Genomic DNA, 19,637 nt, shown 5'->3' with positions numbered 1-19,637 from the left:
GGAACAATGTCCAACAAAATTAGTTCTGATTCTGGTTATTCTTAACTTCTGCAAGCTTCATGGCACGAACCTTCAGCGGCAGACCGAACAGAGTGATGAATCCGTCTGCATCATGATGATCATACATATCACCGGTTGTGAAGGAAGCAAGAGACTCATTGTAAAGGCTGTACGGAGAGGTTGTACCATTCTTGATGATGTTTCCTTTGTAAAGCTTGAATTTAACCTCACCGGTAACATATTTCTGAGTGGACTCAACAAATGCCTGGATAGCCTCACGGAGAGGTGTGTACCATTTTCCTTCGTAAACAACCTGTGCAAACTGGCTGCCAAGCTTTTTCTTGGCTTCCATTGTCTCACGGTCAAGGATCAGCTCCTCAAGCTGGTCATGTGCTGCCATCAGGATCGTTCCGCCAGGAGTTTCATAAACGCCACGGGATTTCATACCAACAACACGGTTCTCAACAATATCAACGATACCGATGCCGTTCTCACCGCCAAGCTTGTTCAGCTCTGTGATGATCTCGGAAACCTTCATTGCTTTTCCGTTGAGTGTTTTCGGAACACCCTGCTCGAATGTCATGGTGATCTCGGTTTCTTTATCCGGAGCCTTCTCCGGTGTTACACTTAATACAAGCATGTCATCATAGTTCGGAGCCTGGGATGGATCCTCAAGCTCAAGTCCCTCATGGCTGATGTGCCAGAGGTTTCTGTCACGGCTGTAGCTGTGGCTTGCATCAAATGGAAGAGTGATGCCATGAGCCTTACAGAACTCGATCTCATCTTCACGGGACTGCATGGTCCACAGATCGGTCATACGCCATGGAGCAATGATCTTGATGTCCGGAGCGAGAGCCTTGATGCCAAGCTCGAAACGGATCTGGTCATTTCCTTTACCGGTAGCACCGTGGCAGATAGCAACGGCACCCTCTTTACGTGCGATCTCAACCAGCTTCTTGGCAATGACCGGACGAGCCATGGAAGTTCCGAGAAGATAGGAATGCTCGTATACAGCACCAGCCTCTACACACGGCATGATGAAGTCATCGCAGAACTCATCGACGATATCCTCGATATATAATTTGGAAGCACCGGACATTTTTGCTCTCTCTTCAAGACCGTCCAGCTCGTTTCCCTGTCCGCAGTTTACACAGCAGCAAACAACGTCATAATCAAAGGTTTCTTTCAGCCACGGGATCAGGGCTGTGGTATCAAGACCACCGGAATACGCTAAAACAACTTTTTCTTTCATAATATATGTCCTCCTGGGATTTTTTTGATTTTGTATCGCTCCGGACATTTCCGGGACGGTGAATTTTTTTACGTTATCTGGAAAAAAATTATGCTGTTTTATAACTTTACCAGAGTGAATAAATATTCATGTACAACAAAACAAAATTTTCGGCTGTCCTGTCGACATGGCTTAATATACACCAGATTTTATAAATATGCAAGAGATAATTTGAAAAATATGAAAAAAAATTTGCATAAAAATACATCTAAAAGTAGGCGGTATTATAAGAAAATACAGGAAAAACAGAAAAGACCGTGAAAAATCAAAGAAAATGACTATTGCATAATATGCAGAGAAGATGTATAATCTATCCATTGATAAGATGGACATACGAGCTGGCAGTACAGACTGGTTTAAGATGTCCGTCTGACCTGTGCAGAAGGTTCAGATATCAGAAGACATAAAAAAGAGGCATAAATAAGAATAGCAAGCGCTTCTGCAGTGTGTATTAAGCCGTAGGAAAACGGCAGAGGAGGAATGTGAAAGATGATTAAAGCAGGAATTATCGGTGCGACAGGATACGCAGGAAATGAGATCGTAAGACTTCTTCTTGGACACAAGGACGTTGAGATCAAATGGTTCGGCTCCCGAAGCTACATAGATCAGCAGTATGCAGATATTTATCAGAATTTTTTCAGGCTGGTGGATGCCAAATGTATGGATGACAACATGGCTGCACTTGCAGATGAGGTGGATGTGATCTTTACCGCAACACCACAGGGCCTTTGTGCATCCCTTATTAATGAAGAAATCCTTTCCAAATGTAAGGTGATCGACTTAAGCGCAGATTTCCGTATTAAAGATGTGAAAAAATATGAGAAGTGGTACGGAATCGAGCATAAGGCTCCGCAGTTTATCGAGGAAGCTGTTTATGGCCTCTGCGAGATTAACCGTGAGGATATTAAGAATGCAAGGCTGATCGCCAACCCGGGATGCTATCCGACATGCTCCACACTGTCTATTTATCCGCTGTTAAAGGAAGGCCTCATTGATCCGAATACCATTATCATTGATGCCAAGTCCGGAACCTCCGGAGCAGGAAGAGGAGCCAAGGTTCCGAATCTCTACTGTGAGGTAAACGAGAGCATCAAAGCTTACGGTGTTGCCACACACAGACATACACCGGAAATCGAGGATCAGCTTGGATATGCATGCGGACAGGAAGTGATGATCAACTTTACCCCGCATCTTGTTCCGATGAACCGTGGAATCCTGGTAACAGCATATGCCTCCCTGACCAAGGATGTTACCTATGAGGAAGTAAAAGCAGCCTATGACAAATATTATAAAGACGAGTTCTTTGTACGTGTCCTGAACAAGGATGTATGCCCGCAGACAAGAAATGTAGAAGGCAGCAATTTTGTGGACGTGAACTTCAAGATCGATCCGAGAACAAAGAGAGTCATCATGATGGGCGCTATCGACAACCTGGTAAAGGGTGCAGCAGGACAGGCTGTTCAGAACATGAACCTGATGTTTGGATTTGACGAGAACGAAGGACTGAAACAGATTCCGATGTGTCCGTAAAACAGGCAGATCACAAATAAAATATGGGGGATGCCGAAGGACTTTAAACGAATGAACTGCGATATTCGATCCGGCATCACCATTGAGAGGAGATATATAATATGAAGATCATCGACGGCGGCGTTACAGCCGCAAAAGGTTTTAAGGCAGCGTCAACTGCAGCAGAGATCAAATATAAAGGCCGTACCGATATGGCCATGGTATTCAGTGAGGTTCCCTGTGTGGCTGCAGGAACCTTCACGACCAATGTGGTAAAAGCAGCTCCTGTAAGATGGGATCAGGACATTGTATACAACCACCCGGGTGCAAGAGCTGTGATCTGCAACAGCGGAATCGCCAACGCATGTACCGGCGAGGAAGGATTCGGCTATTGCAGGGAAACAGCCAAGGCAGCATCCGAAAGCCTTGGGATCCCGGAAGACAGCGTACTGGTAGCATCCACAGGTGTCATCGGAATGCAGCTTCCCATCGACCGTATCGCAAACGGAGTAAAAGCCATGGCACCGAAGCTTGAGGGAAGCCGCGAGGCAGGCCTTGAGGCAGCAAAAGCCATCATGACAACAGATACCGAGAAGAAAGAGGCAGCGGTAGAGATCGAGATCGGTGGAAAAACTGTAACGGTAGGCGGTATGTGCAAGGGCTCCGGAATGATCCACCCCAACATGTGCACGATGCTTGGATTTATCACCAGTGATGTGGATATCTCAAAGGAACTTCTTCAGGAAGCACTCAGCGAGGATATCAAGGACACCTACAACATGGTATCCGTTGACGGAGATACCTCCACAAACGACACCGTCCTCCTCCTTGCAAACGGCCAGGCCGGCAATCCGAAGATCACAGAGAAAAACACAGATTATGAAGAGTTCAAAAAGGCTCTTAACTACGTAAACACAACCCTTGCCAAAAAGATCGCAGGTGACGGAGAAGGCGCAACTGCACTCTTCGAGGTCAAGGTCATCGGCGCAGCCACCAAGGCAGAAGCCGTAACCTTAAGTAAATCCGTAGTAACCTCTTCCTTAACAAAGGCAGCCATCTACGGCCACGACGCAAACTGGGGAAGAATCCTCTGCGCCCTCGGCTACTCCGGCGTCCAGTTCGATCCGGAAAAGGTAGATCTCTACTTTGAGAGCAAAGCAGGAAAGATCAAGATCATTGAAAATGGAGTTTCTACAGGCTACAGCGAAGAGGAAGCAACTAAGATCCTCTCAGAAGAGGCAGTGACAGCCATCGCGGATATGAAGATGGGAGATGCATCCGCAACTGCGTGGGGATGCGACCTCACCTATGATTACATAAAGATCAATGCGGATTATCGTTCTTGATGTAAGAGCTTTGTAGAATGTTTTTTATGGTGGATTTTAGTTGTAGTTTTGTTTCAGTTTGTAAGCTGAGAAAACCCTTAGGGGGAGCGAGCTCAAAGTTGCGAAGCCCGCACGCTCCCCCTAAGAACCCCCTCCGTTGGGCACGCTTGGCTGTGGCATGTAGAACTTCAGTCGACGAAAACTGAGTGACGAACGTGAGAATCCGTAGTGCGGGAGCCCGGAAGTTGAGGCGTGTTGAGGTGTAGTCGACGAAGACTGAGTGACGAACGTGAGAACCCGCAGTGCGGGAGCCTGGAAGTTGAGGCGTGTAGAACTTCAGTTGATGAAAACTGAGTGACGAACGTGAGGAACCTCAGAGCGGGAGCCCGGAAGTTATGTCGGGTTAAACGTCAGTCGCCGAAGGCAGACTGACGAGCTATTCGCCTTCGGCGAAAGCGCGTCGGAGGCGGTTGCCTACAGCAGCCTGTCCGCAGCAAGCGCTTTGCCCGCAACGCGGGCAATAGCCCGTTCCCCGTGGCCGGAGGGGAGGAGCGCGAGGAGGGGAAACGGCCTTCGGAACTCCGAGTGCTTCCCCTCCTCGCAAATCCACAGCTGTCAGCTGAGACAAAATTATAATAAAAAAGAAATCCCTCCAACATACAACAACAAAACCTTTTTCAATCCATATCATTTTTCAAAAAAAGGAGACACCCACATGGTAAATCAGAAATATCTTGACAAAGCAGAGGTTCTCATAGAAGCCCTGCCATACATCCAGCGGTTCAACCGCAAGATCGTAGTCATCAAATACGGCGGAAGCGCCATGCTTGATGAAGAATTAAAGCGTAACGTCATCAAGGACGCAGTCCTTCTGAAATTAGTCGGTTTCAAACCGATCATTGTTCACGGCGGCGGCAAGGAAATCAGCCGCTGGGTCGGTAAAGTCGGCATGGAGCCGCATTTTGTAAACGGTCTCCGTGTAACGGACAAAGACACTATGGAGATCGCAGAGATGGTTCTTGCAAAAGTAAACAAGGAGCTTGTTACTCTGGTAGAATCTCTCGGCGTACAGGCTGTAGGTGTCAGCGGTAAGGACGGCGGTCTTCTCCAGTGCAAAAAGAAGCTTTCCAAAGGCGAAGACATCGGCTACGTAGGTGAGGTTACAAAGGTTAATCCGAAGATCCTTCATGACCTTCTGGAAAGAGATTTCCTTCCGATCGTATTCCCGATCGGCTTTGACGAAAATTTTGATTCCTACAATATCAATGCGGACGATGCAGCCTGCGCCATTGCAGAGGCAGTTGAGGCAGAGAAGCTTGCCTTCCTGTCCGATATTGAGGGCGTTTACAGGGATGCAGATGATCCCTCCACTCTGATCTCCGAGCTTCGTGTAGATGAGGCTGAGAATCTGATCTCAGATGGTACTGTGGGCGGCGGTATGATCCCGAAGCTGAAAAACTGTATCGACGCTATCGAGCATGGTGTAAACAGAGTTCATATCCTGGATGGAAGGATCCCGCACAGCTTACTGCTTGAGATCTTTACAAACAAAGGTATTGGTACTGCAATTTTAAAAGATGATGGGGAGAAATATTACAATGAGCATGAATGAACAGATGGAAGAATCTGAAGCCAGTATTCTTCATACATATAACCGTTTTCCGGTAGTTTTTGAAAAAGGCGATGGTTGTTACCTCTATGATTCCGAAGGAAAGGAATATCTGGATTTTGCGGCAGGTATCGCAGTAAATGCCCTGGGCTATCATTATCCGGGCTATGACGAAGCACTGAAATCCCAGATCGACAAGCTGATGCATATTTCCAACATGTACTACAATGAGCCGATCATTGAGGCGGGTGCCAAACTTGTACAGGCAAGCCATATGGAAAAGGCCTTCTTCACAAACAGTGGTACAGAGGCCATTGAGGGTGCTCTGAAGGCTGCCAAGAAATATGCCTACGAAAGAGATGGCCATGCAGACCATGAGATCATTGCCATGAACCATTCCTTCCACGGCCGCAGCATCGGCGCTCTTTCCGTGACAGGCAATGCACATTACAGAGAACCCTTTGAGCCTCTGATGGGTGGGGTGAAATTTGCAGATTTCAATGATCTTGAGAGTGTAAAGGCTCAGATCACAGATAAGACCTGTGCCATCATCACCGAGACCGTACAGGGAGAAGGAGGTATTTATCCGGCTACAAAAGAGTTCCTGGAAGGCTTACGTAAGCTTTGTGATGAGAAGGATATCATTCTGATCCTGGACGAGATCCAGTGCGGTATGGGACGTACCGGACATTATTTTGCATGGCAGGCATATGGAGTACAGCCGGATATCATGACCTGTGCCAAAGCACTTGGCTGTGGAGTTCCGGTAGGTGCTTTTGTGCTGAACAAAAAAGCAGCTGCAGCCTCCCTGAAGCCAGGCGACCACGGAACCACTTACGGTGGAAATCCCTTCGTATGTGCAGCCGTCAGCAAGGTATTTGACATTTTTGAAAAAGATCAGATCCTTTCCCATGTGCAGGGACTTACTCCGTATTTTGAGGAGAAGCTGGACGAACTGGTTGCAAAGCATGACTGTGCAGAAACAAGAAGAGGCAAAGGCTTCATGCAGGGTATCGTGATCAAGGGACGTCCGGTAGGAGACGTGGTGAAAAAAGCTCTTGCAAAGGGTCTTCTGGTGATCTCAGCAGGAAGTGATGTTCTCCGCCTTGTTCCTCCTCTTGTGATCACAAAAGAGGATATCGACAAGATGGCAGAGATCCTTGACGAGTGTATGGAATAATAAAAAAATAACAGATACAAAAGCAGCAGTATTTTCCGGAATGGGCAGTGTGCCGATAGAGAATACGGCTGCTTTTTTGTCAGAGAGACAATGTATATAAATTATATAACAGATATAGAAAACAGTATCCGAAAATCTGGTCGTGTGTTTGAAAACAAACAAAAACTGCTATGATACACCGACAAAATGCACAAAAAAGAGAGAGGGTTCGAGTATAAATTGCACATCTACACAGTTGATTTTAGAACGCCATATGTTATAATTTCACTGGTAAAAAAATTTATGTGAGGGGTGAAAATTTTGAAAAAATTATTAACCGTCATGTGTACTTTTCTGACAGTATTTCTGGCATGTCCTGTGGGTGTATGGGCAGCCGGAAACGGTGGGACAGGATCTGGTGTGCCGGTGTGGCTTTGTATCCCTTTTGCGGGCCTTCTTCTGTGTGTTGCAGTGATGCCGCTGGTAAAGGGTGAGTGGTGGGAGTCACATCAGCCCGTTGTGGTTGCATTCTGGATCGTTCTTATGATCATTCCGTTTGCAGTTGTTTACGGTGCCGGAAAAACTGCGGAAACAGTACTTGAGTGCGTGATCAATGACTATCTTACATTTATCATCCTGTTATTCGGACTGTTCTGTGTATCCGGTAACATTACAGTTGAGGGTGATTTTGCGGGCTCACCAAGAGTAAATGTAGGACTTCTTGCACTGGGAACCCTGCTTTCCAGCTGTATCGGAACTACCGGAGCCAGCATGCTGATGGTCCGTCCGGTGATCAAAATGAATTCCTGGAGAAAGAGAAAGGGTCATATTATGATTTTTTTCATCTTTATGGTATCCAACATGGGTGGCTGCCTGACACCGATCGGTGATCCGCCGCTTCTGATGGGCTTCATGCGAGGAGTTCCGTTTTTCTGGAGCCTGCATCTTTTTCCGGTACTGATCTTTAATATGGTGATCCTTCTGTTTGTGTTCTATCATCTGGATATGCGCTCTTACAAGAAGGATATCTCAGAGGGACGTAAACCGGATATCAGCAAACCGGGTACCGAGTTTAAGATCGAGGGTCTTCATAATATCATCTTTCTTGTGATGATCGTTGTGGGTGTTATCTTAAGCGGAATGCTTCCCGGTATGCCTGCATTCCAGGATGCGGCCGGAAATGTAAAGGGGATTCATATTTTCGGTGAGGTTACTTTAAGCTTCCCGTCGATCATTGAGATCGTCCTGATCCTGGCAGCTGCATTTCTGTCCTTTAAAACAACGGATAAAAGGATCCGTGTGCGGAACCATTTTACCTGGGGTGCGATCAAGGAGGTTGCAGTACTTTTCATCGGTATTTTTATCACCATGCAGCCGGCCCTGATGCTTCTGAAAGCAGTAGGACCGAAGCTCGGTATCACCGAGCCGTACCAGATGTTCTGGGCGACCGGAGCTTTGTCCAGCTTCCTGGATAATACACCGACCTATCTGGTATTTCTGACAACAGCGGGAACTCTCGGATTTACAAACGGAATCGCAACAACGCTGGGAACGGTTCCTGTAAAGCTTCTTTCTGCGATTTCCTGCGGTGCTGTATTTATGGGCGCCAATACATATATCGGCAATGCTCCGAACTTTATGGTCAAGACACTTTCTGACGAAAATGGTATCAACATGCCGTCCTTCTTCGGATATATGGCATGGTCCATTTGTTTCCTGGTACCGGTGTTCATCATCGATATGCTGGTATTCTTTTTATAAGGGAGGAGGATCAATATGCAGGATAATAACATTCGAGAGAAATGCAGAGAGCTTGCCACCAGACTTTATGAACTGGATGGCGAGGTTTATGAAAGCGTAGGATCTTCCCTTGGACGTACCTTCACCGGTGACAGAGAAGGCACTATCCGGAACTTAAGTGCTCTGATGTATACCAAACCGGACGGACATCTTCTTCGAAGCGAGATGGCACTGATCAGCAACATGGCCAGGACCATCAAGGATAAAGAAGAAAAAAGCCGTCTCATGAAGAAATATGATGAGATCTTTCAGGAGATCCTGACGCTGCCGGAGACTTTTGTTGCTACGGATATCATGGATAAGGAACGTGTGGCGCTGAATCATATGATCAAGCGCAGGGAAAAAATCTCTGAGAATGACCATCTGGTCATCTGCATCAGCCGTACACAGGGAAGTGCCGGTAATGATATCGGTTTCGGACTGGCAGACAAGCTTCGGATCAACTATTATGATGTGGAGATCTTTGATCAGGTATTAAGGCGCCTTGAGGCGGAAAAGGGCGCGGTCAACGATGCGGAATATTTTGCGGATTTCAATAAATATGAGAAGAAGCATAAATTTGATCCCAAGGGCTGGTTCCGGGAATTCAACCGTTACCATGGTCTTCCGAAACAGGATGCGGTATTCTTTAACATGAGTGACCTGATCTGCGATCTGGCCTCAAAAGAGGACTGCATCATTATGGGAAGGTGTGCGGATGCGATCCTCAAGAACAACCACATTCCGCATATCAGTCTGTTTATCACAGCTCCTTTTGCTATCCGTGTGCAGCATGTTATGGATGTACGGAAGATGAATATGAAGCAGGCCGTCCGTTTCCTGAAGAAGATGGACAGCCAGCACAGACGGTATTACAATTTTTACGGCGGAGCTCAGTGGGGCAAGCCGGATAACTACGATCTTTGTATCAACAGTGCAAGCTACGGAATCAATGAAACGGAGAATCTGATCCTGAAGCTTTTGAATGATCAGATCCACTAAGAGATAAAAATATGAGCAGCACGGAAGAAAGAAAAAGTTCCGGAAGGGGTTTTTAGCTTAACAGGCTGCAAACAGAAAAAGAATCAGAACAGAGTTCCTGCATTCTGAGGTAACCTTCTGCCAGACAGAAATACCTCAGAATGCAGGAACTTTTTTTATATGTTGTTTATAAAAACTTAATCTTGATTAACTTTTTTCATTTAGGGGATTGACATTCGAAAAAACTTAGTATAAACTAACCTATGAGTTAGGGCTGACTAATTAGACTGAGTTAATTAATAGAAAGAAACGGAGGGATTCCATGCAGCCGATTTTATTTTTACAGTCAGGTGATACTGGCACGATCAAGCGTATTTCCGGAGCGGAGGATACAAGAAGATTTCTTGCAGGCCTTGGTTTTGTTGAGAATGCGGAAGTGACAGTTATTTCTCAGTTTGACGGCAATCTGATCGTAAATGTCAAGGATTCCAGAGTAGCAGTCAATAAGGAAATGGCCAGACACATTATGGTGTGACCGGACTGTGCGGCAGTGACCGGTAGTGGATTTGCCCCAAACTGCGGAAGGCGCAGTTGAGGATAGATTAGGAATTGGAATATGAACAGGGAGGAAAAGAGAAATGACTTTACGTGATGCAGCAGTAGGTTCTACAGTAGTTGTTTCCAAGATCACCGGCGACCCGGCTTACAAGCGCCGTATCATGGATATGGGAATCACAAAAGGCAGCGAGGTTTATATCCGAAAGGTAGCTCCTCTTGGAGATCCGGTTGAGATCACCATCAGAGGTTATGAGCTTTCCCTGCGTAAGCATGACGCAGCATGTGTGGAAGTAAAGTAAATAAGCTTCGAAAAATGACAGAGCGTCAGGCTCTGACCTGAAAAAAGGAGGATGCAAAATGTCTGTAACAATAGCTCTTGCCGGAAACCCGAACTGTGGTAAGACTACAATGTTCAATGCTCTTACAGGCGCAAACCAGTACGTTGGTAACTGGCCAGGTGTTACTGTAGAGAAAAAAGAGGGTAAGCTGAAAAACCAGAAGGATGTAACGGTAACAGACCTTCCGGGTATCTATTCACTTTCCCCGTATACACTTGAGGAGGTTGTCAGCCGTGATTACCTTCTGAAAGAGAAACCGGATGTGATCATCGATCTTGTGGATGCAACAAACATCGAGAGAAACCTGTATCTTGCAACCCAGCTTCTTGAGATCGGTATCCCGGTTGTTATCGCTCTTAATATGGTGGATCTTCTGAAAAAGAACAACATCCATATCAATGTAAAAGGCTTAAGCGCCGCGCTTGGATGCCCGATCGTTGAGACCTCTGCTCTTAAAGGAACAGGCCTTAAAGAGGTTGTTGATGAGGCGATCAAATGTGCGAACCAGCACAGAGTACCATCGAAGCAGATGGAATTTCCGAAAGCAGTAGAAAAAGCTGTAAATGAGATCGAGGGATTTGTTCCTGCAAACATCGCTGAGGAGAACAAGAGATGGTATGCAGTAAAGCTTCTTGAGAGAGACAGCAAGGTAAAAGAAGGTCTGAACCTTCCGGCTTCTGCACAGTCCAGAATCGAGGAGATTGCTTCTGAGCTTGAGAAGGCAGAGGATGATGATACAGAGAGTATCGTAACGGATGGAAGATATCAGTACATCCAGAAGGTTGTTTCTGCAAACGTTAAGAGAAGCGGAAATAAGATGACAGTTTCCGATAAGATCGACCGTATCGTAACAAACCGTATTCTCGGTCTTCCGATCTTTATCCTTACCATGTTTATCGTTTATTATGTATCGGTAACAACAGTTGGTACCATGGTAACAGACTGGACAAACGACAGCTTTGTGGGAACCATCCAGAGTGTTGTATCGGATGGACTCGGCAATGCCGGTGTTGCTGACTGGCTGGTAAGCCTTGTATCAGATGGTATCATCGGTGGTCTTGGTGCAGTGCTTGGATTCGTTCCGCAGATGGCGATCCTGTTCCTGTTCCTTTCCATCCTTGAGGATTGCGGTTACATGGTTCGTATCGCGTTCGTCATGGACCGTGTATTCCGTCATTTCGGACTTTCCGGAAAGAGCTTTATCCCGCTTCTTATCTCCTCCGGCTGTGGAATCCCTGGAATCATGGCTTCCAAAACGATCGAGGCAGATAATGACCGTCGTCTGACGATCATGACAGCAACATTTATCCCATGTGGTGCCAAGCTTCCTGTTATCGCCCTTATGGGTGGTATCATGACCGCTTATGCAACCGGTGACTATGTAGCTGCTGGTTTCATCACACCACTGATGTACTTCATCGGTGTTGTAGCAGTTCTTGTAGCTGCGATCATCCTGAAGAAAACAAAACCTTTCTCCGGTAAACCTGCTCCGTTCGTAATGGAGCTTCCACAGTATCACATTCCGTCTGTAAAGACAGTTCTGCTTCATGTTTGGGAGAGACTGAAAGGCTTCATCATCAAAGCCGGTACCATTCTTTTCCTTGCAACCGTTATCATGTGGATCCTTTCCAGTATCGGAAATACAGGAAGCGGAATCGGATTTGTTGAGGACAGCAATGACAGTATCATGGCTATCCTTGGCGGTATCCTTGCTCCGATCTTTGCTCCTCTTGGATTTGGCAAATGGCAGCCGGTTGCAGCCTCCATCTCCGGATTCTCCGCAAAAGAGTCCATCGTAAGTACAATGGGTGTTCTTGCAAACGTAGCTGGTGATGATGCAGAGGATACCATGATCGTTGGTGCAGCGATCAAAGCATGGTTCCCGACAGCAGTAGCAGCATTTTCTTTCCTGCTGTTCAACCTGCTTGATTCTCCGTGCCTTGCAGCTATTTCTACAATGGCACATGAGATGCAGTCCAGAAAATGGTTCTGGTTTGCAATTTTCTTCCAGAACATTTTTGCTTATGTTGTAACACTTTGTGTATACCAGATCGGTCTTGTTGTCACAGGTGCCGGTTCCTTCGGAATTGGAACGATCGTAGCGCTGATCCTTGTAGCGATCCTGCTCTTCCTTCTGTTCAGACCAGATCCGTACAAGAACCAGAACGACGTTACAAAGAGATCTGTACAGGCAGCAGAGTAATTGAAAACCGGTCATACAGTAACGATCCGGTACATATGATAGCTTTGAAATGATGCTGTAAGAACAGCTGAAATGATAAGAAATGCAGGAGACCGGGGATGTAAATACCTGGTCTTCTGTGCTATAATAAGCCTGAAGAAATATGGAAGTTTTTTTACAAAAGTATTCATCAGAGGCTGGCAGCAGTTCACAGGCTGTACAGCGAAAGAAAGGGTGACAGATATGAGTATGATAGCGGATATTATTGTACTGGCACTGGTGATCGCATATGGCGTATTTGTGGTCAGTTATCTCTATTCAAGAAAGAAACAGGGGCTCAGCTGTGTCGGCTGTGCCGGTAACACACGTACAGGTGGCTGTGGCGGCAGCTGCTCCGGTCATTGTTCCGGCTGCTCCGGCTGCAGTGGAATGCATAAGTAACCAGGAGGGAAAGAAATCATGGCAAATACAATTGTTGTCATCGTTGTTATCATCATTATGCTGTTTGCCGGAAAAGGCGCATATAAACATCTGAAGGGCGAAGGCGCCTGCTGCGGAGGCGGCAGCAAGCCGGAGATCCCGAAGAAGAGGCTGGATGGAACCAAGCTGGGTGAGAAAACCATGAAGATCACAGGCATGCACTGTGAGAACTGTGTGGCCAGCGTCACAAGAGCGATCAACCGCATTGACGGTGCGGCAGCAAAAGTAAGCCTGAAAAAAGGTGAGGCAGTGGTTTCCTACGACAGAGAGATCTCCAACGAAGAGCTTAAGAAGGTAGTGGAAGACAGAGGATATCACGTAGTTTCTATCCAGTAAAGCTTTATCATAAGAATAACTTTGCCGCGGCTTCTGAGCCGGCAGATCAGAGAAGAGACTTCTCGGCGAAATGCTTAAAAATATTTCGCCTTGGGGTCTTTTTTTTGTATAAAAAGTCAGAGTTGCAATTGACTCACTAATGTACACCATTGTATAATAAAAATAGAAAAATTCAGACGGAACGAAATATTTTCTTTCTATCCGGATGAGGCATTAAAACAAAATACAGCAGGAAACAGACTTTGACGGCAAGGAATATCCGAGCAGGAATCGTTGTTCATCCGGCACAGCTTAACCGAATCAGCTGCGAAGCAGTTATTCGGTTATGAACAAGCAGCAAATGCGGATCGCGAATATCCGCTTGACTTTGTTTTGTGAGCGGAATACGGGACTCTTTCACCTTGTACGTGAAAGAGCTTTTTTTATGAAAAATATCTGCGGGAGCGGACAGAATGAATTAGGGAGGATTTTATGCTGAAGGTAGCAGTATACGGAAAGGGCGGTATCGGAAAGTCTACAGTGACGTCCAACCTGGCGGCGGCTTTTGCAGCCATGGGGAAGAGAGTGATCCAGATCGGTTGTGATCCCAAGGCGGATTCCACCATCAATCTTCTTGGGGGAGAACCTCTGCGGCCGGTAATGAATTATATGCGGGAAGAGGATGAGGAGCCGGAAAAGCTGGAGGATATTTCAAAGGAGGGCTTTGGTGGAGTCCTCTGCATTGAGACCGGCGGCCCCACGCCGGGACTTGGCTGTGCAGGCAGAGGTATCATCGCAACCTTTCAGCTTCTGGAGGATCTGAAGCTTTTTGAGACCTGGAAGCCGGATGTAGTGCTTTACGATGTTCTTGGAGATGTAGTATGCGGCGGTTTTGCGGCACCGATCCGGGAGGGCTATGCGGAAAAAGTACTCATTGTCACATCCGGAGAGAAAATGGCACTCTATGCAGCCAATAATATTTCCAGTGCTGTGCGGAATTTTGAGGATCGAAGCTATGCGAGAATCTTCGGAATCGTGCTGAATCACAGGAATGTGGAGAATGAAACGGAAAAAGTAAATGCTTTTGCAAAAAAAAATAATATCCCGGTCGTGGGTGAGATCCCGAGAAGTGACGAGATCATCCGATGGGAGGATCAGGGCAAAACGGTGATCGAGGGAGATGAGAATTCTGAGATCAGTGAGAAATTTTTTGCACTGGCGAGGAAGCTATTGGAAAGTGAAGAAGCGGAGAAGGAGGATATATGAAAAAGGAAGCATATTTTGCAACTGCAGAAGAACTGGCCCGGGGCGGGCTGGAAGCGATCCCTCCGCAGATGATCTCCGGGAAGCATCTGATCTACAGCTCTCCGGCAACTCTGGCATTTAACTCTCCGGGAGCGGAGGGCTTTGGCGTAAAGCGGGCCGGGCTTGCAGTGCCGGATTCCATTATGCTGATCGTGGCACCGGGATGCTGCGGAAGAAATACTTCTCTTATCAGCTCCATGCCGGAGTACAATGATCGATTTTTTTATCTGATGATGGACGAGACGGATATTGTTACAGGCCGTCACCTGAAAAAGATCCCGAAAGCGGTAAAAGAGATCTGCGACTGCTGTGAGAAGAAGCCGTCTGTGGTGATGATCTGTATCACCTGTGTGGATGCACTTCTGGGAACGGATATGGAACGTGTCTGCCGGAAGGCAGAGGAAAAGGTGGATATTCCGGTGCGCCCCTGTTACATGTACGCACTGACACGTGAGGGCAGAAAGCCGCCTATGGTCCATGTGCGCCAGTCCTTATACTCCCTCCTTGAGCCACAGAAGAAAAAGGGAAATGTGGTCAATCTTCTGGGCTTTTTTTCGCCGCTGGTTGATGACTGCGAGATGTATGAGCTGCTGCAGCAGGCAGGCGTAAAGACCATCCATGAAATCTCAAGATGTAAGGATTATGAAGAATATCAGACCATGTCACAGGCCAATTTTAATCTGGTGCTTCATCCGGAAGCAAGGTTTGCAGCGGAGGATTTTCATGCCCGGCTGAAGATTCCTTTTATTGAGCTTCGGAGGCTCTACCAGACAGATAAGATCGAAAATCAGTATCGTGCCTTGGGACAGGTTCTTGGAGTCTCTTTTGATCAGGAAGTGTATAAAAAAGCAGCAGAAGAGGCAGTGGAGCGATTCCGGGAGGTCTGTCCGGATGCGTCCTTTGCAGTAGGGGAGTGCATGAACGGAGATTCCTTTGAGTTGGCCCTGGCCCTGGTGCGGTATGGTTTCCGGGTGCCGGAGATCTACGGAACTATCACAGCCGAGAATTTTGTATACATACGGCATCTTGCGGAATTGAGTCCGGATACAAAGGTTTTTTCCAATATGGAACCCACCATGCTGTATTACGATCCGTCCGGGAGCGGAGTGAACCTTACTATAGGAAAGGATGCAGGATATTATCACCGGGATCAGCCAAATGCCGTGTGGAATCAGGACCGGCAGCCCTATGGCTATGCAGGGGTACGCAGGCTGTTTGAGACACTGACAGAGAAAGTTTTGCAGAAGGGAGAAAAGGTATGAGAGGACTTCGGAAATATCTGACACCTTTTGCACCGGATCAGTCCGGAGCTGTGTCAGTGCTGTATGAGCTTGGCGGTATCATCGTGATCTGTGATGCAGGAGGATGTGCGGGAAATGTCTGCGGCTTTGATGAACCAAGATGGTTTGAACAGAAAAGCGCGGTATTCAGTGCAGGACTTCGGGATATGGATGCCATCCTGGGACGGGATGACCGCCTGGTTGCCAAGCTTGTGGATGCAGCAGTAAAGGTGGAGGCAGGCTTTGCAGCCATTATCGGAACACCGGTACCTGCTGTGATCGGAACGGATCATCAGGCACTGCGGCGGATGTGCGAGAAGAAAACAGATCTTCCGGTGCTTGCAGTAAATACCAACGGAATGGAGCTTTATGATGCGGGAGAGCGGAAGGCTTATCTGGAGCTTTTTAAAGCCTTTGCCCGGGAAAAGCTGCCTGTGGAGGCTGGTAAGACAGGAGTTCTCGGAATGACACCTCAGGATGTCAGTGACCTGAAAGCAGCAGACAAGATCCGTGAAAAATTCCGTGCCAGAGGACAGAGAGCAGTCTGCTACGGAATGGGAGACGGGCTTGATGAGGTAAAAAAAGCCTCCTCTGTGGAAAAAAATATCGTGGTTTCTCCTGCGGCACTGGAATGTGCCAGATATCTGGAGAAAACCTTCGGAACACCTTATGAGGTGGGATATCCTCTGGCGGAAGAGCTGGTTCCTGATATGGATTATACAGGAAAAAAGATTCTCATCGTGCAGCAGCAGGTGATGGCCGGTTCCATAAGAGAGGAGCTACGGAAACGTGGTGCGGACGGAGAGCTCACCGTGGCAAGCTGGTTTTCCATGGAAAAAGATCTCCTGGAGGAGGGCGATGTGTCATTAAGGGATGAGGAAGATTACATGGAACTGGCAGAGAAGGGCGGATATGACGTGATCTTTGCAGACCCATGTATGAAGCGGATGACAAAGGCTTTTTCAGGAGTGTTTGTGGATACAGTGCATTTTGCGGTATCCGGAAAATGCAGGTAGACCATAAGGGCAGGACATAAAGTTACATGCATGCTGCAGCCGGATCAGTGGAAATAGCTGCAGGGAATGGAGAAACATATGGAGCGGGAAATTACGAAAATGATCCGTGTTTACGGGATCGTACAGGGAGTGGGATTTCGCCCTACGGTGAGCCGTCATGCTATGGCAAGAGGAATCCGTGGCAGTGTGTCCAATAAAGGACCCTATGTGGAGATTTTTGCTCAGGGTAAGCAGCAGGATGTGGATGCCTTTATCGCAGATATCGGGAATAAGCCACCGAAGCGTGCCGCTATCCTGAAGCTTCTTGAAGAACCGGTGGAGGATCCGGAGAAATTTACACAGTTTGATATCATCGAAAGTGAGAAGACAAAGGGGGAAATCTTTGTTTCCCCGGATATCGCGATCTGCGATGAATGTAAGGCGGAGATGTTTGATCCGGAAAACAGGCGGTATCTGCATCCCTTTATCAACTGTACCTGCTGCGGTCCGAGACTGACGATCCTGGATTCGCTTCCTTATGACCGTGAACGGACCAGTATGAAGGAATTTCCCATGTGTCCCTCCTGTGCGGATGAGTACCATAACCCGGATACCAGACGCTATGATGCCCAGCCGGTGTGCTGTAATGACTGTGGCCCTGAGGTATACCTGGCGGGAAGAAAGGAACGGGGACGGGAGGCTATCACTTATACAAGGAAGATCATTGCTTCCGGCGGAATCGTGGCCATCAAAGGGATCGGTGGTTTTCACCTTTGCTGTGATGCTACCAGTGAGGAGGCTGTACAGCGGCTGCGGCAGCGGAAACGGCGTCCGGTGAAGCCTTTTGCAGTGATGGCACAGGATATGGAAGCTGTGAAGAAGATTTGTAAGGTCAGCGGGGAACAGGAGAAGATCCTTACCGGTCATCAAAAGCCGATCCTGCTGTTGGATAAGCTGCCGGGAGAAACGAGGCTTTGTGAGAGCATTGCACCCGGGAATCCCAAGGTGGGTGTCATGCTTCCCTATGCACCGGTTCAGCTGCTTCTTTTTCATTACGATGATGGGATCCGGATGCCCGGGCTTCTGGTAATGACCAGCGGAAATACTTCCGGGGCGCCGATCTGCAGAGATGATGAGGAGGCGGCAGAGGAGCTTTCCCATCTCTGTGACTGCATTCTTTCCCACAACAGGAAGATACGTATCCGGGCCGACGATTCGGTGATGGATTTCTATAAGGGTGAACCCTATATGATCCGCCGTTCCCGCGGGTATGCGCCTCTTCCGTTTATGGTCTCCACACCCTGGAAGGGCCAGGTGATCGCAGCAGGTGGAGAACTTAAGAACACCTTCTGCATTGGTGTGGATAACCGTTTTTATCCTTCCCCTTATGTGGGAGATCTTGAGGATCTTCGAACGGTAAAAGCCCTGAAGGAAACGATCGGGCGGTTGGAAACACTTCTGGAGGTGCAGCCGGAGGTAGTGGTCTGTGATCTTCACCCTAAATATAATTCCACAGTGGTGGCAGAGGAGCTAGGGCTTCCGGTTCTGAGGGTGCAGCATCATTATGCACACATTTTATCCTGCATGGCAGAAAATGACTGCGAAGAAAAGGTGATAGGGGTTTCCTTTGACGGAACAGGCTATGGAACCGATGGAACCATCTGGGGTGGAGAGCTCCTGGTTGCAGACTGTCAAGGATTTACAAGGCTTGGAAGTATAGAACCCTTTGTCCAGGTTGGCGGAGATATTTCCGCAAAAGAAGGCTGGCGGATCGCCGTTTCCCTGATCTGGCAGAATATGGGAAATCTGGAAAAAACCCTGGATACTGTCCGTAAACTGGGACTTTGCACAGATCAGGAAGCAAAGGTACTGGTGACTATGGCACAGCGGAAGATCAATGCCGTGACTTCCACCAGTGCAGGAAGACTTTTTGACGGAGTCAGTGCGATCCTGGGGATCCGGAGAGCGTCCACCTTTGAGGGAGAAGCGTCCACAGCACTGGAATTTGCGGCGGAGGCCTGGAGAAAGCAGCGGGAGATGCAGAAGAAAAATCCGGAAGAAAATCTGAAGATACGGATGTCAGAAAAGGAAGACATTCCGGAAAGTACAGGCATCTCAGAAGCGTCTGAAGATGAACGAAAATTTATTTTAAATACAGGTGAGATCGTTGCATATCTGGTCCGGGCAAGGCTTGCAGGAGAGGATCCCGGGAAGCTGGCTTATGGATTTCACCGGGCACTGGCAGATGAGATCCTTGCAGCCTGTGAGGAAGCAGAGCGGCAGACCGGAATCCGGAAAGTGGCATTAAGTGGCGGTGTCTTTCAGAACCGGCTGCTTCTGGAGCTGGTAGATGACGGCCTTACGGAAATGGGGTTTAAAGTTCTGAAGCACAGCCTGATCCCACCGAATGACGGAGGGATCGCACTGGGACAGGCGGTGTATGGGATGGCTTATGTGCAGCGATACAGATAAATATAGATGAGATCATGCAGATACGGATCAAAAATGTTTTATGATAATGCATGGAGCAT

Annotated in this window: 16 protein-coding genes; 15 read left to right on the top strand and 1 reads right to left on the bottom strand. The window is 47.6% G+C overall.

What is annotated here, in order from left to right:
• Positions 1 to 19: 19 nt before the first annotated feature.
• The gene (locus LI091_RS09565) at positions 20 to 1,252 is read right to left on the bottom strand and encodes an argininosuccinate synthase (RefSeq protein ID WP_015526007.1); all 1,233 of its coding nucleotides are present in this window, start codon (positions 1,250 to 1,252) and stop codon (positions 20 to 22) included.
• A gap of 528 nt (positions 1,253 to 1,780) precedes the next feature.
• Here LI091_RS09565 and argC point away from each other — a divergent pair.
• The 15 genes from argC (at position 1,781) to hypF (ending at position 19,578) form a co-directional block, all read left to right on the top strand.
• Positions 1,781 to 2,821, top strand: a complete 1,041-nt coding sequence (argC, locus tag LI091_RS09560) for an N-acetyl-gamma-glutamyl-phosphate reductase (protein ID WP_015526006.1) — start codon at positions 1,781 to 1,783, stop codon at positions 2,819 to 2,821.
• A 101-nt stretch (positions 2,822 to 2,922) separates the two neighbouring features.
• Entirely contained in the window at positions 2,923 to 4,146 is a 1,224-nt protein-coding gene (gene argJ / locus LI091_RS09555; RefSeq protein ID WP_059086792.1) for a bifunctional glutamate N-acetyltransferase/amino-acid acetyltransferase ArgJ, read from the top strand.
• Positions 4,147 to 4,840: 694 nt separating this feature from the next.
• Complete coding sequence (gene argB / locus LI091_RS09550) at positions 4,841 to 5,737, top strand: acetylglutamate kinase (protein ID WP_022426393.1); 897 nt, start codon at positions 4,841 to 4,843, stop codon at positions 5,735 to 5,737.
• Positions 5,724 to 6,914, top strand: a complete 1,191-nt coding sequence (locus LI091_RS09545; RefSeq protein WP_265191114.1) for an aspartate aminotransferase family protein — start codon at positions 5,724 to 5,726, stop codon at positions 6,912 to 6,914. The genes argB and LI091_RS09545 overlap by 14 nt, the downstream gene beginning before the upstream one ends.
• A 300-nt stretch (positions 6,915 to 7,214) precedes the next feature.
• Entirely contained in the window at positions 7,215 to 8,654 is a 1,440-nt protein-coding gene (locus LI091_RS09540; protein WP_265191112.1) for a sodium:proton antiporter, read from the top strand.
• Positions 8,655 to 8,669: 15 nt separating this feature from the next.
• Entirely contained in the window at positions 8,670 to 9,674 is a 1,005-nt protein-coding gene (locus LI091_RS09535) for a cytidylate kinase-like family protein (protein ID WP_022426396.1), read from the top strand.
• A 301-nt stretch (positions 9,675 to 9,975) separates the two neighbouring features.
• Entirely contained in the window at positions 9,976 to 10,188 is a 213-nt protein-coding gene (locus LI091_RS09530; RefSeq protein WP_015525999.1) for a FeoA family protein, read from the top strand.
• A gap of 103 nt (positions 10,189 to 10,291) precedes the next feature.
• A complete protein-coding gene (locus LI091_RS09525) occupies positions 10,292 to 10,510 on the top strand; it encodes a FeoA family protein (protein WP_015525998.1) in 219 nt (72 codons plus the stop codon).
• 58 nt (positions 10,511 to 10,568) lie between these two features.
• Complete coding sequence (feoB, locus tag LI091_RS09520; protein WP_265191111.1) at positions 10,569 to 12,752, top strand: ferrous iron transport protein B; 2,184 nt, start codon at positions 10,569 to 10,571, stop codon at positions 12,750 to 12,752.
• Positions 12,753 to 12,824: 72 nt separating this feature from the next.
• Complete coding sequence (locus LI091_RS09515; protein WP_015525996.1) at positions 12,825 to 13,172, top strand: FeoB-associated Cys-rich membrane protein; 348 nt, start codon at positions 12,825 to 12,827, stop codon at positions 13,170 to 13,172.
• A gap of 18 nt (positions 13,173 to 13,190) precedes the next feature.
• Positions 13,191 to 13,547, top strand: coding sequence for a heavy-metal-associated domain-containing protein (locus LI091_RS09510; protein ID WP_265191109.1), 357 nt, complete (start codon positions 13,191 to 13,193; stop codon positions 13,545 to 13,547).
• A gap of 471 nt (positions 13,548 to 14,018) precedes the next feature.
• Positions 14,019 to 14,792: a nitrogenase iron protein NifH gene (locus tag LI091_RS09505; RefSeq protein ID WP_265191108.1), complete on the top strand. Its 774-nt coding sequence runs from the start codon at positions 14,019 to 14,021 to the stop codon at positions 14,790 to 14,792.
• Complete coding sequence (locus tag LI091_RS09500; RefSeq protein ID WP_265191107.1) at positions 14,789 to 16,093, top strand: nitrogenase component 1; 1,305 nt, start codon at positions 14,789 to 14,791, stop codon at positions 16,091 to 16,093. The genes LI091_RS09505 and LI091_RS09500 overlap by 4 nt, the downstream gene beginning before the upstream one ends.
• Positions 16,090 to 17,127, top strand: coding sequence for a nitrogenase component 1 (locus LI091_RS09495; protein ID WP_173739778.1), 1,038 nt, complete (start codon positions 16,090 to 16,092; stop codon positions 17,125 to 17,127). Before LI091_RS09500 ends, LI091_RS09495 begins: the two co-directional genes overlap by 4 nt.
• A gap of 78 nt (positions 17,128 to 17,205) precedes the next feature.
• Entirely contained in the window at positions 17,206 to 19,578 is a 2,373-nt protein-coding gene (gene hypF, locus LI091_RS09490) for a carbamoyltransferase HypF (protein WP_265191105.1), read from the top strand.
• Positions 19,579 to 19,637 lie beyond the last annotated feature (59 nt).

It is taken from the genome of Blautia sp. MSK20_18 (assembly GCF_020553125.1).
Lineage (GTDB): Bacteria > Bacillota > Clostridia > Lachnospirales > Lachnospiraceae > Blautia_A > Blautia_A fusiformis.
The sequence above is the reverse complement of the archived record's forward strand: the minus strand, read 5'-3'. Positions and strand labels throughout refer to the sequence as shown.

What these genes read in the sequence shown, in the direction of transcription:
- LI091_RS09565 (WP_015526007.1), bottom strand. Translation starts at nt 1,252, where the DNA reads ATGAAAGAAAAAGTTGTTTTAGCGTATTCCGGTGGTCTTGATACCACA.
- argC (WP_015526006.1), top strand. Translation starts at nt 1,781, where the DNA reads ATGATTAAAGCAGGAATTATCGGTGCGACAGGATACGCAGGAAATGAG.
- argJ (WP_059086792.1), top strand. Translation starts at nt 2,923, where the DNA reads ATGAAGATCATCGACGGCGGCGTTACAGCCGCAAAAGGTTTTAAGGCA.
- argB (WP_022426393.1), top strand. Translation starts at nt 4,841, where the DNA reads ATGGTAAATCAGAAATATCTTGACAAAGCAGAGGTTCTCATAGAAGCC.
- LI091_RS09545 (WP_265191114.1), top strand. Translation starts at nt 5,724, where the DNA reads ATGAGCATGAATGAACAGATGGAAGAATCTGAAGCCAGTATTCTTCAT.
- LI091_RS09535 (WP_022426396.1), top strand. Translation starts at nt 8,670, where the DNA reads ATGCAGGATAATAACATTCGAGAGAAATGCAGAGAGCTTGCCACCAGA.
- LI091_RS09530 (WP_015525999.1), top strand. Translation starts at nt 9,976, where the DNA reads ATGCAGCCGATTTTATTTTTACAGTCAGGTGATACTGGCACGATCAAG.
- LI091_RS09525 (WP_015525998.1), top strand. Translation starts at nt 10,292, where the DNA reads ATGACTTTACGTGATGCAGCAGTAGGTTCTACAGTAGTTGTTTCCAAG.
- feoB (WP_265191111.1), top strand. Translation starts at nt 10,569, where the DNA reads ATGTCTGTAACAATAGCTCTTGCCGGAAACCCGAACTGTGGTAAGACT.
- LI091_RS09515 (WP_015525996.1), top strand. Translation starts at nt 12,825, where the DNA reads ATGATAAGAAATGCAGGAGACCGGGGATGTAAATACCTGGTCTTCTGT.
- LI091_RS09510 (WP_265191109.1), top strand. Translation starts at nt 13,191, where the DNA reads ATGGCAAATACAATTGTTGTCATCGTTGTTATCATCATTATGCTGTTT.
- LI091_RS09505 (WP_265191108.1), top strand. Translation starts at nt 14,019, where the DNA reads ATGCTGAAGGTAGCAGTATACGGAAAGGGCGGTATCGGAAAGTCTACA.
- LI091_RS09500 (WP_265191107.1), top strand. Translation starts at nt 14,789, where the DNA reads ATGAAAAAGGAAGCATATTTTGCAACTGCAGAAGAACTGGCCCGGGGC.
- LI091_RS09495 (WP_173739778.1), top strand. Translation starts at nt 16,090, where the DNA reads ATGAGAGGACTTCGGAAATATCTGACACCTTTTGCACCGGATCAGTCC.
- hypF (WP_265191105.1), top strand. Translation starts at nt 17,206, where the DNA reads ATGGAGCGGGAAATTACGAAAATGATCCGTGTTTACGGGATCGTACAG.